Annotated in this window: 12 protein-coding genes, 12 tRNA genes and 1 rRNA gene; 23 read left to right on the top strand and 2 right to left on the bottom strand. The window is 42.4% G+C overall.

Annotation, left to right across the window (positions count from 1 at the left end; all coding sequences use genetic code 11):
• The first annotated feature begins 30 nt into the window (after positions 1-30).
• The 13 genes from rrf to D8862_RS08955 all read left to right on the top strand — a co-directional run bounded on the left by rrf (position 31) and on the right by D8862_RS08955 (position 1,208).
• Positions 31-146: ribosomal RNA gene (rrf, locus tag D8862_RS09015) — 5S ribosomal RNA — on the top strand.
• Between the two features lie 29 nt (positions 147-175).
• Positions 176-248, top strand: a tRNA-Val gene (locus D8862_RS09010).
• Between the two features lie 5 nt (positions 249-253).
• Positions 254-324 (top strand) — tRNA-Gly (locus tag D8862_RS09005).
• A gap of 34 nt (positions 325-358) precedes the next feature.
• Positions 359-432: transfer RNA gene (locus D8862_RS09000), tRNA-Ile, on the top strand.
• Between the two features lie 11 nt (positions 433-443).
• A tRNA-Glu gene (locus tag D8862_RS08995) sits at positions 444-515 on the top strand.
• 5 nt (positions 516-520) lie between these two features.
• Positions 521-610: transfer RNA gene (locus D8862_RS08990), tRNA-Ser, on the top strand.
• Between the two features lie 12 nt (positions 611-622).
• Positions 623-696 (top strand) — tRNA-Met (locus tag D8862_RS08985).
• 3 nt (positions 697-699) lie between these two features.
• Positions 700-772, top strand: a tRNA-Phe gene (locus tag D8862_RS08980).
• Positions 773-786: 14 nt separating this feature from the next.
• Positions 787-867 (top strand) — tRNA-Tyr (locus D8862_RS08975).
• A 5-nt stretch (positions 868-872) separates the two neighbouring features.
• Positions 873-943: transfer RNA gene (locus D8862_RS08970), tRNA-Trp, on the top strand.
• A gap of 14 nt (positions 944-957) precedes the next feature.
• Positions 958-1,030, top strand: a tRNA-His gene (locus tag D8862_RS08965).
• A 13-nt stretch (positions 1,031-1,043) separates the two neighbouring features.
• A tRNA-Gln gene (locus D8862_RS08960) sits at positions 1,044-1,115 on the top strand.
• 9 nt (positions 1,116-1,124) lie between these two features.
• A tRNA-Leu gene (locus D8862_RS08955) sits at positions 1,125-1,208 on the top strand.
• 127 nt (positions 1,209-1,335) lie between these two features.
• Here the strand turns inward: D8862_RS08955 and D8862_RS08950 are convergent.
• A complete protein-coding gene (locus tag D8862_RS08950; protein ID WP_125450092.1) occupies positions 1,336-1,902 on the bottom strand; it encodes an IS3 family transposase in 567 nt (188 codons plus the stop codon).
• A gap of 217 nt (positions 1,903-2,119) precedes the next feature.
• On the opposite strand from D8862_RS08950, the gene D8862_RS08945 reads away from it, so the two are divergent.
• The 8 genes from D8862_RS08945 to D8862_RS08910 all read left to right on the top strand — a co-directional run bounded on the left by D8862_RS08945 (position 2,120) and on the right by D8862_RS08910 (position 10,168).
• Positions 2,120-3,397: a glutamate-cysteine ligase family protein gene (locus D8862_RS08945; protein WP_125450090.1), complete on the top strand. Its 1,278-nt coding sequence runs from the start codon at positions 2,120-2,122 to the stop codon at positions 3,395-3,397.
• A gap of 75 nt (positions 3,398-3,472) precedes the next feature.
• Positions 3,473-4,957, top strand: coding sequence for a threonine synthase (gene thrC, locus D8862_RS08940; protein ID WP_125450088.1), 1,485 nt, complete (start codon positions 3,473-3,475; stop codon positions 4,955-4,957).
• Positions 4,958-5,017: 60 nt separating this feature from the next.
• On the top strand, positions 5,018-6,298 hold the full coding sequence (locus D8862_RS08935) for an MATE family efflux transporter (protein ID WP_125450086.1): 1,281 nt from the start codon (positions 5,018-5,020) through the stop codon (positions 6,296-6,298).
• 3 nt (positions 6,299-6,301) lie between these two features.
• Positions 6,302-6,925 carry an HAD family hydrolase gene (locus D8862_RS08930; protein ID WP_125450084.1) on the top strand — a complete coding sequence of 208 codons (624 nt, stop codon included), beginning with the start codon at positions 6,302-6,304 and terminating at the stop codon, positions 6,923-6,925.
• Between the two features lie 162 nt (positions 6,926-7,087).
• Entirely contained in the window at positions 7,088-8,194 is a 1,107-nt protein-coding gene (locus D8862_RS08925; RefSeq protein ID WP_125450082.1) for a LysM peptidoglycan-binding domain-containing protein, read from the top strand.
• Positions 8,195-8,347: 153 nt separating this feature from the next.
• Positions 8,348-9,211 carry a DUF2262 domain-containing protein gene (locus D8862_RS08920; RefSeq protein WP_125450080.1) on the top strand — a complete coding sequence of 288 codons (864 nt, stop codon included), beginning with the start codon at positions 8,348-8,350 and terminating at the stop codon, positions 9,209-9,211.
• A gap of 158 nt (positions 9,212-9,369) precedes the next feature.
• Positions 9,370-9,795, top strand: a complete 426-nt coding sequence (locus tag D8862_RS08915; protein WP_125450078.1) for a MarR family winged helix-turn-helix transcriptional regulator — start codon at positions 9,370-9,372, stop codon at positions 9,793-9,795.
• Between the two features lie 10 nt (positions 9,796-9,805).
• Positions 9,806-10,168 carry a DUF1304 domain-containing protein gene (locus tag D8862_RS08910; protein WP_125450076.1) on the top strand — a complete coding sequence of 121 codons (363 nt, stop codon included), beginning with the start codon at positions 9,806-9,808 and terminating at the stop codon, positions 10,166-10,168.
• A 40-nt stretch (positions 10,169-10,208) separates the two neighbouring features.
• Here D8862_RS08910 and D8862_RS08905 read toward each other — a convergent pair whose 3' ends face one another.
• A complete protein-coding gene (locus tag D8862_RS08905) occupies positions 10,209-11,066 on the bottom strand; it encodes a DUF975 family protein (protein WP_125450074.1) in 858 nt (285 codons plus the stop codon).
• Positions 11,067-11,182: 116 nt separating this feature from the next.
• On the opposite strand from D8862_RS08905, the gene tgt reads away from it, so the two are divergent.
• Both tgt and D8862_RS08895 read left to right on the top strand, forming a co-directional pair.
• Positions 11,183-12,325, top strand: a complete 1,143-nt coding sequence (gene tgt / locus D8862_RS08900) for a tRNA guanosine(34) transglycosylase Tgt (protein WP_001285237.1) — start codon at positions 11,183-11,185, stop codon at positions 12,323-12,325.
• A gap of 133 nt (positions 12,326-12,458) precedes the next feature.
• Positions 12,459-14,276: an acyltransferase family protein gene (locus tag D8862_RS08895; protein ID WP_125450072.1), complete on the top strand. Its 1,818-nt coding sequence runs from the start codon at positions 12,459-12,461 to the stop codon at positions 14,274-14,276.
• Positions 14,277-14,373 lie beyond the last annotated feature (97 nt).

The following is a 14,373-nucleotide window of genomic DNA, read 5'->3' as shown; positions in this document are numbered from 1 at the left end:
TATTCAATTTTGAGTAGGTATTACTCAGAGTTAAGTGACGATAGCCTAGGAGATACACCTGTACCCATGCCGAACACAGCAGTTAAGCCCTAGAACGCCGGAAGTAGTTGGGGGTTGCCCCCTGTGAGATATGGAAGTCGCTTAGCAGAATAGGAAGTTTAGAGGCTTCCTTTTTGGGAGTTTAGCTCAGCTGGGAGAGCATCTGCCTTACAAGCAGAGGGTCAGCGGTTCGATCCCGTTAACTCCCATTTTAGCGGGTGTAGTTTAGTGGTAAAACTACAGCCTTCCAAGCTGTTGTCGCGAGTTCGATTCTCGTCACCCGCTTTGAACTTTGTTCAAATTACCAAGTTTTTAACTTGGGCGCGTAGCTCAGGTGGTTAGAGCGCACGCCTGATAAGCGTGAGGTCGGTGGTTCGAGTCCACTCGTGCCCATTTATAAATATGGTCCGTTGGTCAAGGGGTTAAGACACCGCCTTTTCACGGCGGTAACACGGGTTCGAATCCCGTACGGACTATTTTTGGAGGATTACCCAAGTCTGGCTGAAGGGAACGGTCTTGAAAACCGTCAGGCGTGTAAAAGCGTGCGTGGGTTCGAATCCCACATCCTCCTTATTATTATTAACGCGGGATGGAGCAGCTCGGTAGCTCGTCGGGCTCATAACCCGAAGGTCGTAGGTTCAAATCCTGCTCCCGCAATTTGGCTCGGTAGCTCAGTTGGTAGAGCAATGGATTGAAGCTCCATGTGTCGGCGGTTCGATTCCGTCTCGCGCCATATACTTATGACTAGGAAGGGTAGCGAAGTGGCTAAACGCGGCGGACTGTAAATCCGCTCCTTCGGGTTCGGGGGTTCGAATCCCTCCCCTTCCATGGATACGGGCATAGTTTAAAGGTAGAACTAAGGTCTCCAAAACCTTCAGTGTGGGTTCAATTCCTACTGCCCGTGTTAATAAGATTATGGCGGGTGTGGTGAAGTGGTTAACACACCAGATTGTGGCTCTGGCATGCGTGGGTTCGATCCCCATCACTCGCCTATTTTATATTATTGGGGTATAGCCAAGCGGTAAGGCAAGGGACTTTGACTCCCTCATGCGTTGGTTCGAATCCAGCTACCCCAGTTACTATTTGCCGGCGTGGCGGAATTGGCAGACGCGCTGGACTCAAAATCCAGTGTCCGCAAGGACGTGCCGGTTCGACCCCGGCCGCCGGTATAGTAATGAAGACAAGGTTTTAAGACCTTGTTTTTTTGTTATGTGACTATTAGTCCGTCTCGCTACGTAAGGTGCGAGACAACTAAACCACCCGCTATTGTACTGCCCCCAAAAGTTAGACAATTAATTAAGTAAAGGATTTAGTTCTGTATTGTACAGGACTAAGTTCTTTTAGTTTGACTTTAATTCGTTTGTTGTTGTAGTAATCGATGTAGTTTACAATGGTTTTCTCCAAATCTTCAAGCGACTGAAACATCTTCTCATATCCATAAAACATTTCTGATTTCAAAATACCGAAGAAGAACTCCATCATACCGTTGTCGGGGCTGTTGCCCTTGCGTGACATGGATGCGTGAATTCCTTTACTTTTTAGGAATCGATGATAAGAATCGTGTTGGTATTGTGCCAGCCAATTTGGAAGCATTCCACTACTTGGAAGTGCAAATTCGAGAGAAACACTTCTTTGTGAACAACCTTCCAGCAGAACTTTATCAATTATTTCTTGCTTTAATTCAGGGAAATAGTAACGGTTTTTCCCTTTCTTGATACTTTCTATTCCGTAACGATCAATCAACCGGATTAAGTATCTAAGATTTGAAAGATTAATTCCATATTTTTCTGAAAGACGCTTTAAGCTGATTCCTTGTTTTCTTAGTTCATAGATTTGAACTTTATCTTCATAATTCAATTTCATAATAAAACACCCCAAAAGTTAGATTTTTTCTGTCTAACTTTTGGGGATCAGGACATAGACGAGTGATTATGATTTCCTACTAAATTCTATCTTTTTTAAAGTGTTATAAAGGCTCAATAATTATTTTTGAGTGACATTCTAATTGTTTTTGAAAGGAATTTTGGTATAATATTACTTATTCACATTTTATGTAGATTATGAAAGAGTTTGGTGGTTAATGTCTCGTTCGGTTGACTTGCTTAAGAAGCGCTATTTAGAAAATATGAAAGAGAAGCCTGATTTATTTGTGGGAATTGAGCTGGAGTATCCTGTTATCAATTTAGAGGGGAATGCTACATATAGTGAGGTTGTAAAGGATCTCTTTCGGTATTTACCATCAGTTCTGGGTTTTACTATCGAAAAAGTAGATGACTTTGGAAATCCAATTCAGTTGCAAGATCCAGTTAGCCAAGATACTATCTTATTCGAAGTCTCCTATACAACTATCGAGTTTGCCTTCGGTAGGGCGGAAACTATTCAAGAGGTTGAAGAGCGTTTTAGAGCCTACATTGATTTGATTCAGAAAAAACTTGGGGAAGCAAATCATGCTATAGTTGGCTCTGGAATCCATCCATACTGGGAGAAGAATGAGAATCAACCTGTTGCTTATGCACGTTATCAAATGTTAATGAATTATTTGAAGTTGAGCAGAACAGTTCTAAGGTCAGATTTACATGATTACCCGCAATATGGTGCTTTTATCTGTGGAAGTCAAGTTCAACTGGACGTTTCAAAGTCTAACTACTTGCGTGTTATCAATGCTTTTACGCAAATTGAAGCAGCAAAAGCTTATTTGTTTGCCAATTCTGAGTTTTCAGGGGCAGACTGGGATACTAAAATTTCAAGAGATATTTTTTGGGAAGAATCCATGCATGGTATCTATCCAGAGAATGTAGGTGTTAATGCCAGACTCTTCAAAGATGAGAATGATTTTTTTGATTATCTGGATCACTCTGCGATTTTTACTGCGGAACGGGATGGTGAAACCTATTATTTTTATCCAATTCGAGCAAAAGATTACTTAGGAACCCCGGAAATTCATGCCTTCGCTCTTGATGGGGAAGAGATTCTTCTTTATCCTCAGGAGGAGGATTTCCAAACTCATCGTAGTTACCAGTACCAAGACTTAACGACTCGAGGAACAGTTGAGTTTCGTAGTGTGTGTACTCAGCCGCTTGATAGGACTTTTGCTTCTGCTGCCTTTCACTTGGGATTGTTGGTTAATTTAGATCAATTAGAAACTTATTTGCAAAAGGCTCCATTTTTTATCATATTTGGACGTGATTACAAGCCATTGAGACGGCAATTTTCTAAGAAAAAACTCACAGATGAGGAAGAAGCTGCGATTCTCGAGTTTTCTAAAGACTTACTCACCCTAGCTGAGGAGGGACTGGAGAAAAGAGATAAGCAAGAAATGGTTTATTTAGAGCCTTTGAAGAAAGAATTGGGATTATAATTTCTCTTATAAAGGGAGAATTTTCTGAAAAATCATGATATAATGGAAGAGACTATAGATAAAGGATAGAGATTCATGACATTAGTTTATCAATCAACACGTGATGCCAATAATACAGTAACTGCCAGCCAAGCTATTTTGCAAGGTTTGGCGATGGATGGTGGTCTGTTTACACCACTTACTTATCCAAAGGTGGATTTGGACTTTGAAACATTAAAAGATGCTTCTTACCAAGAAGTGGCTAAATTAGTTTTATCAGCATTTTTAGATGACTTTACGGCTGAGGAGTTGGACTACTGTATCAACAATGCCTACGATAGCAAGTTTGATACTCCAGCTATTGCGCCATTGGTGAAACTGGATGGGCAATACAACTTGGAATTGTTCCATGGTTCAACGATTGCCTTTAAGGATATGGCCTTATCTATCTTGCCATACTTTATGACGACAGCCGCTAAAAAGCATGGTTTAGAGAACAAAATCGTCATTTTGACAGCGACATCTGGTGATACTGGAAAAGCTGCTATGGCGGGGTTTGCCGATGTGCCTGGTACTGAGATCATCGTCTTTTATCCAAAGGATGGTGTCAGCAAGGTGCAAGAGTTGCAAATGACTACTCAGACTGGCGACAATACTCATGTTATCGCTATTGATGGAAACTTTGATGATGCACAAACAAATGTGAAACATATGTTTAACGATGTAGCTCTTCGTGAAAAATTGGCTGCCAATAAACTGCAATTTTCATCAGCTAACTCTATGAACATTGGTCGTTTGGTGCCACAGATTGTTTATTATGTTTATGCCTACGCTCAGTTGGTCAAGTCTGGTGAGATTGTGGCTGGTGAAAAGGTCAACTTCACAGTACCGACAGGAAACTTTGGAAATATCTTGGCTGCCTTTTATGCTAAACAAATCGGTCTTCCGGTTGGCAAATTAATCTGTGCTTCAAATGACAACAATGTTTTGACAGACTTCTTTAAAACACGTGTTTACGATAAGAAACGTGAGTTTAAAGTAACGACTAGCCCATCTATGGATATCTTAGTATCTTCAAACTTGGAGCGTTTGATTTTCCATCTTTTGGGGAATAATGCGGTTAAGACAACTGAACTCATGAATGCCTTGAACACGCAAGGACAATATGAGTTGACAGACTTTGATGCAGCGATTCTGGAACTCTTTGCAGCTGAGTATGCGACTGAGGAAGAAACCGCGACAGAAATTAAACGTGTTTATCAAACAGATGCCTACATCGAGGATCCACATACGGCGGTTGCCTCAGCTGTTTATAGAAAATACCAAGCGGCTACTGGCGATGCGACTAAGACAGTGATTGCTTCAACAGCTAGTCCTTACAAGTTCCCAGTGGTTGCCGTAGAAGCGGTAACAGGAAAAGCAGGCTTGACTGACTTTGAAGCCTTGGCTCAATTACATGACATTTCAGGAGTGGCAGTGCCACCAGCGGTTGATGGCCTTGAAACAGCTCCAGTTCGTCATAAAACAACAGTGGCAGCTGCTGACATGCAAGCAGCGGTGGAGACTTATCTAGGACTTTAAGACAGAGGAAGTAAACTCGGTTGGGAAACCAACTGAGTTTCTTTTCATCAGGGGGAAGGATTGTTTAAGAAAAATAAGGATATTCTCAATATTGCCTTGCCCGCTATGGGCGAAAACTTTTTGCAGATGCTCATGGGGATGGTGGACAGTTACTTGGTTGCCCACTTGGGCTTAATCGCTATTTCGGGTGTTTCAGTGGCTAGCAATATTATCACGATTTACCAGGCGATTTTTATCGCTCTGGGAGCTGCTATTTCCAGCGTTATTTCAAAAAGTTTGGGGCAGAAAGATCAGTCCAAGCTGGCTTATCACGTGACAGAGGCTCTCAAGATAACCCTATTGCTGAGTGCACTTTTAGGCGCCTTATCGCTTTTTGCTGGGCAAGAGATGATAGGACTTTTGGGAACTGAGCAGGAGGTGGCTGAGAGTGGTGGACTCTACCTATCTTTGGTAGGCGGATCAATTGTTCTCTTGGGCTTGATGACTAGTCTAGGTGCCTTGATTCGTGCAACGCATAATCCGCGTCTACCTCTCTATGTTAGTCTTTTATCCAACGCCTTGAATATTCTTTTTTCAAGTCTAGCTATTTTTGTCCTTGATATGGGCATAGCGGGTGTTGCTTGGGGGACCATCTTGTCTCGCTTGGTCGGTCTTGTGATTTTGTTGTCGCAATTAAAGCTGCCTTTTGAGAAACCGTCTTTTGGTCTAGATAAGGAACTATTGACCTTGGCTTTGCCAGCGGCAGGGGAACGTCTCATGATGCGAGCTGGAGACGTCGTCATCATTGCCTTGGTTGTTTCTTTTGGGACGGAGGCAGTAGCGGGGAATGCAGTCGGAGAAGTCTTGACCCAGTTTAACTATATGCCTGCCTTTGGCGTCGCTACGGCAACAGTCATGCAGGTAGCTCGAGCAGTTGGAGAGGATAATTGGGAAAGAGTCGTTAGTTTGAGCAAACAAACCTTTTGGCTTTCTCTGCTTCTCATGTTTCCCTTAACTTTCAGTATCTATGCCTTAGGGACACCACTGACTCATCTCTATACGACGGACCCTGTAGCAGTCGAGGCGAGTGTTTTGGTGGCACTGTTCTCTCTACTAGGTACTCCTATGACGATAGGAACAGTCATCTATACTGCAGTTTGGCAGGGTTTGGGGAATGCTCGCCTTCCCTTTTATGCAACAAGTATAGGAATGTGGTGTATCCGCATTGGAACAGGATATCTGATGGGGATTGTTCTTGGTTGGGGCTTGCCTGGTATTTGGTCAGGGACTCTCTTGGATAATGGTTTTCGCTGGTTATTTCTACGCTACCGTTACCAGCGTTATATGAGCTTGAAAGGATAGGAGATGCAAAAAACAGCTTTTATTTGGGATTTGGACGGGACTTTATTGGACTCTTACGAAGCGATTTTGTCAGGGATTGAGCAGACCTTTGCTCAGTTTTCTATTCCTTATGATAAGGAAAAAGTGAGAGAGTTTATCCTCAGGTACTCAGTGCAGGATTTGCTGGAGCAGGTGGCAGAAGAGAGAAACCTGGATGCGGAAGTGCTCAATCAGGTGCGTGCCCAAAGTCTGGCTGAGAAGAATACTCAGGTAGTTTTGATGCCAGGTGCGCGTGAAGTGCTAGCTTGGGCAGACCAAGCAGGGATTCAGCAGTTTGTCTATACTCATAAGGGAGACAATGCTCATACCATTCTCAGAGACTTGGGGTTGGAATCCTATTTCAAAGAGATTTTAACCAGTCAGAGTGGCTTTGCGCGCAAGCCCAGTCCAGAAGCGGCGACCTATCTGCTAGACAAGTATGAGTTGGATCCTGAGAACACCTACTATATAGGAGACCGGACTTTGGATGTGGAATTTGCCAAGAATAGCGGTCTTCAAAGCATCAACTTTTTAGAGTCGTCTTATGAAGGGAATCAAAGGATTCAAGAATTAGCAGATATTCCTCGCATTTTTGAAGCTGAGGAATAAAAAAATTTTGTCAGTTGCGTGACAGAAACCTAACAAACTATTTCAAGTAATCGAGTTTGTTACAAGGAATAGACAGTTCTGTTAAATAGGCCCGAGAGGGCTTTTTTTCTGCTTTTTTTGTGTTATGATAGACAGGTACTCATTTGAAAGGAATAGGAAAGAATGAAGAAAAGAATTATTTTAGCCTCAACAGTAGCCTTGTCTCTTGCCCCAGTTTTGGCAACTCAAGCAGAGGAGATCCTTTGGACTGCTCGTACCGTTGAGCAAATCAAAAACGATTTGACTAAAACGGACAACAAAACAAGCTATACAGTACAGTATGGTGATACTTTGAGCACCATTGCAGAAGCTTTGGGAGTAGATGTGACCGTTCTTGCTAATTTGAACAAAATCACCAATATGGACTTGATTTTCCCAGATACTGTCCTCACTACAACTGTCAATGAGGCAGAAGAGGTGACGGAAGTTGAAATCCAAACTCCTCAAGCGGATTCTAGTGAAGAAGTGACGACTGCGACTGCTGATTTGACGACCAACCAAGTGACAGTCGATGAGCAAACAGTTCAAGTGGAAGACCTTTCTCAACCAATTGAGGAAGTACCAAGTGCAACAGAGACTGAAAAACCAACAGAAGTAGCACCAAGTTCAGAAGTTTCTGAGACAGCGACCGCTGCTGAAGAGATACCATCTACTGAAGCACCTGTAGTTGAAGAAACAGCTGAAACGACTCCAGCAGAAGCACCAGTAGCAGCTGCGCCAGCAACTGAAACACCTGCTGATACAAGAGGAACAAGTACAGCAGCATCAACAGCAACTTCTGACACTGCAACTTCGACTTATCAAGCAGAGCAAAGCCAAACTCCTTCAAGAACTTATTCAGCTCCAGCGGCTCCTGACTATGCAGGACTTGCTGTAGCTAATTCTGAAAATGCAGGTCTTCAACCACAGACGGCAGCCTTTAAAGAAGAAGTAGCCAACTTGTTTCGGATTACATCCTTTAGTGGCTACCGTCCTGGTGACAGTGGTGACCATGGTAAAGGTTTGGCCATCGATTTTATGGTTCCAGTGAGTTCAGCGCTCGGAAATCAAATTGCAGAATATGCAGTCAAAAATATGGCTAGCCGTGGTATCAACTACATCATCTGGAAGCAACGTTTCTACGCTCCATACGATAGCAAATATGGACCAGCCTACACGTGGAATCCAATGCCAGACCGTGGTAGCGTAACTGAAAACCACTATGACCACGTTCACGTTTCAATGAACTAATCATTAAAATGGAAGTTGGGAACTGATTGAGTTTCCACTTCTTTTTGTGTTAAATAGTATTAATAAGTGAAATAAAATCTAAAACATGTTAAAATGTAAGCGGATACAAAACTATACTAACGCTTTTAAGCATAGAGAGAAAGGATGAAGTGAATGACAAATCGATTAAAAACTCCATTTGAGAAAACAAGAGATGATTTTGAAGAGGAATTTTGTGGTGAAATTGTCGAATTCTTGATTTTTACCCTCCAAAATGTAACTGGGGCCGCTTCTTTAAAAGATGGTTGTAAAATGCCGTCCGTTCATTTTAAAGCTAGTGTCAATGTTGCAACCCAGGAATTCTCTGAACGTGAGGGACGTTTGGAATGGGTATTGACTCCTGAGGAATTTGAAGAAAAGAGATGGGGCTTTAGTTTTGAACCCTACAAAATTCATCATATCAAATGTCAAAAACGCCCCTTCATGGAGTTAGAGCCATATATGTCAGAAGTAGCTAATAACTGCTACCACTTGCTGGAATACCTAGATGACCAATCCTCAGACTCTAGGTTAGAGACCTTGATTGAAACCTATCAAAAACCGGTCATCATTCAAGACGATATTGGCGAATTCACCTTAAACAGAGCCTATTCTTGGTTTGAAGGATTTATCACTTACGAGGGTGGTAAGATTCATGCTATCTTTGCTGCGAGTGCAGATGAAAGTCTCCCTCCAAGTTCTTTTGATGATCTAAAGAAATTTATGGGAACTTTCCAAGTTCAAGATACTCGGATTAAAGGCTATATTGTCAAAGAACTGTGGGAAACAGCTCAAGACTGGATAGATTCAGATGAAAATGATGTGGAGTTAACAGAAGAGTATTTTACCAACTCTCTTTCCTTGAGTGAACTATCGATCAACGAAGACGGGGAATTGACTCTCTACTATGATGACAGCGAGGAAATTTTTGCAGGCCATGCCATCGAAGTTGTCATTGATAAAGAGGGAGAAATCCTTCGAACAGATTTGGTAGGTTAGTGCTGGATTTTATCTAGAATATAGAAATAATAGCCTTTTGGGATTGAAACCAAGAGGCTATTTTTCGTGAGTAAGCAAAATAGTTGCGTTTTTAATCTTTCTGTAATATACTTGATAAGTCAATAGTTGATAAATCAAGTGTACGCAAGGAGGTAGAAATGAAAAAAATTAACGACTTACTGTACCAGCTCCATTTAACAGATCAGATGATCACTCAACTTTTTGAGAAACAATTGGGAATTAGTTTGACCCGCTATCAAATCTTGCAGTTTTTACTGCAGCAGTCACCCTGCAACCAGATTGCCGTTCAGGAGAAGTTGCAAATCGACCAGGCGGCCTTGACCCGTCATTTTAAGATACTAGAGTCAGAGGGCTATGTCAGTCGCAAGCGTAATCCGGCCCATCAGCGAGAAGTCTTAGTTGAATTAACCCAAGAAGCCAAGAATCAACTCTTAGTCAGTCCGCCTAAACATCATTTGCGAGTGAAGGAACAGATGGAGAGCATCTTATCGACAGCCGAGCAGAAAGAGCTAACAACTTTACTGACGAAACTAGTGTCAGGTCTAGAAAAAATAGAATTTTAAGGAGAAAACGATGTCAATCATTACTACTATTTTAGCAACCCTTGTTGCCCTCGAACATTTTTATATCTTTTATTTGGAGAGTATGGCAACCCAATCAGATGCAACCAGCCGAGTCTTTAATATGGACAAGGAAGAGTTGACTAGACCCTCTGTCACCTCACTGTTTAAAAACCAAGGGATTTATAATGCCTTGATAGGTGTCTTTCTCTTGTACGGGATTTATTTCTCACAAAGTTTGGAAATGGTGACCATCTTTGTTTTATTTGTGCTTGGTGCAGCGACCTACGGTTCTCTGACAGCAGACAAGAAGATTATTCTAAAGCAAGGTGGGCCTGCTATTTTGACTCTGCTGAGTATGTTGCTTTTGAAATAAGAAAACCAGCGTCGTTCAGGACGCTGGTTTTTGTATGCTCTTATCCATTTCGACGTTTACGGGCTAGTAGGGCTCTGTAAAAGAAGATGTGATTGTTTTGGATATAGGGAAGGATTGAAAAGCTAGCAATTCCAAAAGTAATCCAGTTGAGGAAGTACCAAGGGAGTAGTTGTAAGTCAAGGACAAAACGCTGAAATTTGTAACCTTTCATCAAGAAACGGCTGGTTTTCAGGATTTGGCTTGGTTTAGCCTCTCCTAAATCCAGAGTGTCGCAGAGGAGGAATTCTACCTGCGAGTAAGCATAATGTTGCGGAACGTAGAGGATGTTCCCCACAATCATCAAGATGAGGCTCGCGAAGAAGTAGAGCCCAAAGGTCATAAGGAACTGATCTGTTTCAACCGACGAGAGGTCTAATTTTGGAAATTCAGGATGTAGGGCAACAAATCTCCTAGCCAATAGATTGCTATAAAAGAGAAAATAAACGCCTACTAAGTTTGGAATGCTCCATAAAAAAAGGTAGAAACGTTTGAGGAGCAGGGTTAGAAAGGTTTGTGAGAAGCGCTCTTCAGCAAAGAGGGTCAGGCTTGATTTTACTGAGAGTTCCGTATCAGGATCCTTGAGGAGTCGGAGTGTCGCAAAAGCAGCACCTGCTAGAAAAATCGTGCTCATAAAGGAAACCACTAGCGGGAAGAGATAGGCTTGGAGCACCTGTGCCAGCATGCTGAAAAAGGATTGCTCTAAAACACTTTCTTGGAGACGAGCTAAGGGGTTGAGAAAGCCTGACAAGATGACCAGCATACTAGGAAGGAGATAGACAAGAAAGAGGCGGGGATTTTCAGCCTGAAAGTTCCTAGTCTGCAGACGAATGGTTTTTAAATCAATTTTTGGGTATTTCATTCTTTCATTATACCATAGTTCGTGACAGTTCCTGGTTTTTTTGATAAAATCATACAGTATGCCTTTGGGCACAAAGTATGAACTGGGACTGTCTTTCCCAGCTTCGGAGGTAGAAAATGTCAGACTCACCAATCAAATACCGTTTGATTAAGAAGGAAAAACACACAGGAGCTCGTCTGGGAGAAATCATCACTCCGCATGGTACCTTCCCAACACCTATGTTTATGCCAGTTGGGACCCAAGCCACTGTTAAAACCCAGTCGCCTGAAGAATTGAAGGAGATGGGATCAGGGATTATCCTCTCTAATACCTATCATCTCTGGCTTCGTCCAGGAGATGAACTCATCGCACGCGCAGGCGGTCTTCATAAGTTTATGAATTGGGACCAGCCAATCCTGACGGATAGTGGTGGTTTTCAAGTTTATTCCCTAGCAGATAGTCGAAATATCACAGAAGAAGGGGTAACCTTTAAAAACCATCTCAATGGTTCCAAGATGTTCCTATCGCCAGAAAAAGCCATCTCTATTCAGAACAATCTAGGCTCAGACATCATGATGTCTTTTGATGAATGTCCTCAGTTTTACCAACCTTACGACTACGTTAAGAAATCCATCGAGCGTACTAGTCGTTGGGCTGAACGTGGTTTGAAGGCTCACCGTCGTCCACATGACCAAGGTTTGTTTGGAATTGTGCAGGGAGCGGGATTTGAAGACCTTCGCCGTCAGTCAGCTCACGACCTTGTCAGCATGGATTTCCCTGGCTACTCTATCGGTGGTTTAGCAGTAGGAGAAACCCACGAAGAGATGAATGCGGTCTTGGACTTCACAACACAACTCCTTCCTGAAAACAAACCTCGCTATTTGATGGGAGTGGGAGCGCCAGATAGCTTGATCGATGGAGTTATTCGTGGGGTGGATATGTTTGACTGTGTCTTGCCGACTCGTATCGCTCGTAATGGCACCTGTATGACCAGCCAAGGTCGTTTGGTTGTCAAGAATGCCCAATTCGCTGAAGACTTTACGCCACTGGATCCTGAGTGTGATTGCTATACATGCAAGAACTACACACGCGCCTACCTTCGCCACTTGCTCAAGGCTGACGAAACCTTCGGTATCCGCTTGACTAGCTACCACAATCTCTACTTCTTGCTCAATCTGATGAAGCAGGTCCGTCAAGCCATCATGGATGACAATCTCTTGGAATTCCGTGAGTATTTTGTGGAAAAATATGGTTACAATAAGTCAGGGCGCAATTTTTAAAGTGTAAAATTAGAATGCCAAAATCCTAAGTTTTCTCTTAGGATTTTTCTTCTTTTTTTGATAGAATAGGGAGTATAATGGAATGAAAATTAGGTGGTGTTTTACTTCCTAATTTAATGGAGAATAGACTCGTATGCGTATTAAATGGTTTTCCTTGATTAGGATTACAGGTTTACTTTTGGTGCTTTTGTACCACTTCTTTCAGACCATCTTTCCTGGAGGCTTCTTTGGGGTAGATGTCTTTTTCACATTTTCAGGATTCTTGATTACCTCTCTCCTATTGGAAGAGTTTGGTAAGAAAAGCCAGATTGATTTGCTGGGCTTTTTTAAGAGACGGTTTTACCGTATCGTGCCACCTGTGGTTTTAATGGTTTTGGTGACCATGCCCTTTACCCTCTTAGTTCGTCAAGACTATGTTGCAGGTATTGGCGGTCAGATTGCTGGAGTTTTCGGCTTTGTGACCAACTTCTATGAAATGCTTACGGGGGGCAGTTACGAATCTCAGTTCATTCCCCACCTCTTTGTTCATAACTGGAGTTTGGCTGTTGAGGTTCACTACTACATCCTTTGGGGCTTGGCTGTCTGGTTCTTATCGAAACGATCAAAATCTAGTAGTCAGTTGAGAGGAACCGTCTTTCTCCTGTCTGCTGGAGTATTTATCCTTAGCTTCTTCTCTATGTTTATTGGTAGTCTCATGGCTAGTTCCTATTCGTCTGTCTACTTTTCAAGTTTGACTCATGTCTATCCCTTCTTTTTAGGAAGCATTTTGGCGACAGTTGTGGGTGTTCGTCAGACGAGCGATTTAGTAAAGCAATTTGATCGGACATGGGATCTTCGTCAAAATCTACTGGTGTTTGCTGCGGGGCTTTTGGTGTTAGTGCTCTTGACTTTCTTTGTCAAGTTCACCTACCTGTTTGCGTACTTATTTGGCTTCTTACTGGCAAGTTTAGCGGCAGTGACTATGATTTTTGCTGCGCGTGTCTTGCATGAGAAAACGCCTGAGATACAAGAACCTCGGATAATTACATTTTTAGCGGATACTAGCTACGCGGTTTATCTCTTCCACTGGCCTTTTTATATTATCTTTTCTCAGTTGATGAGTAATCTGCCTGCTGTTATTCTGACAATCATCTTTTCTTATTTCTTTGCTATCCTATCCTTCTATATTATTGAGCCATTGATTGCCGGTAAGACCAATCCTTTAATACGGAAAATTAGTCGATTACCTCATATTAAACCAATTAGTGCTAGTGGTGTTGGTGTTCTTTCCTTAATTACCTTGATTATCATAGCTGTGGCTCCCCAAGTTGGAGCTTTTGAGACAGACTTGATGGTCAATGGTTTCAAGCAAGCACAGACCAATATAGGACAAACAAAGACTCTTGCTGAGCAAGCAGAGGCTAGCCGACTTGGAATTTCTGAGGGAACGAGTCTGATTGGAGATTCGGTAGCCTTGCGTGCTAATACAGCCTTACAAGAGGCCCTTCCTGAAGCAAATATCAACGCTCAAGTTAGTCGGACGACCAAGCAAGCCAATGACATCATGCTCAATAACAGCCAGAACAAGGTACTTCTAAAAACAGTTGTCATTGCAACGGGTGTAAACGGACCAGAGAATTACAAAGATGACTTAGATACGATAGTTAAAAACCTCCCCAAAGGCCACCATCTGATTCTTGTAACTCCTTATGAAGGTGACAAGAGCAAGGAGACTTACAAATCAGTGGAGCAGTATGCGGCTTATGCACGGGAATTAGCTGAAAAGAATCCTTACGTGAGCATCGCTGACTGGAATAAGGTTGCTAAGGGGCACCCTGAAATCTGGGCTGGAACCGATCAAGTCCACTTTGGGAATGATAGCAACATGATTGAAGAAGGTGCTAAACTTTACGCAGAGACGATTGCAGCTGCTGTTAAGGCTGCTCAAGAACTGCCTGTAAAATCAAAATAAAATTAAAGAGTTGGAGAAATCCAGCTCTTTTAAAATATCCACGAAAAATAGGTCTATACCATTTACAAATGGAAAAGAAAGGTTTATAATGTAATTG

Source organism: Streptococcus oralis (assembly GCF_003942585.1).
Taxonomy (GTDB): Bacteria; Bacillota; Bacilli; order Lactobacillales; family Streptococcaceae; genus Streptococcus; species Streptococcus oralis_BE.
This window is presented reverse-complemented; position numbering and strand designations above follow the sequence as displayed.

Coding starts and splice junctions, on each gene's coding strand:
- D8862_RS08915 (WP_125450078.1), top strand. CDS start 9,370: ATGAAAAAAATTAACGACTTACTGTACCAGCTCCATTTAACAGATCAG.
- D8862_RS08910 (WP_125450076.1), top strand. CDS start 9,806: ATGTCAATCATTACTACTATTTTAGCAACCCTTGTTGCCCTCGAACAT.
- D8862_RS08950 (WP_125450092.1), bottom strand. CDS start 1,902: ATGAAATTGAATTATGAAGATAAAGTTCAAATCTATGAACTAAGAAAA.
- D8862_RS08945 (WP_125450090.1), top strand. CDS start 2,120: ATGTCTCGTTCGGTTGACTTGCTTAAGAAGCGCTATTTAGAAAATATG.
- D8862_RS08920 (WP_125450080.1), top strand. CDS start 8,348: ATGACAAATCGATTAAAAACTCCATTTGAGAAAACAAGAGATGATTTT.
- tgt (WP_001285237.1), top strand. CDS start 11,183: ATGTCAGACTCACCAATCAAATACCGTTTGATTAAGAAGGAAAAACAC.
- thrC (WP_125450088.1), top strand. CDS start 3,473: ATGACATTAGTTTATCAATCAACACGTGATGCCAATAATACAGTAACT.
- D8862_RS08925 (WP_125450082.1), top strand. CDS start 7,088: ATGAAGAAAAGAATTATTTTAGCCTCAACAGTAGCCTTGTCTCTTGCC.
- D8862_RS08895 (WP_125450072.1), top strand. CDS start 12,459: ATGCGTATTAAATGGTTTTCCTTGATTAGGATTACAGGTTTACTTTTG.
- D8862_RS08905 (WP_125450074.1), bottom strand. CDS start 11,066: ATGAAATACCCAAAAATTGATTTAAAAACCATTCGTCTGCAGACTAGG.
- D8862_RS08930 (WP_125450084.1), top strand. CDS start 6,302: ATGCAAAAAACAGCTTTTATTTGGGATTTGGACGGGACTTTATTGGAC.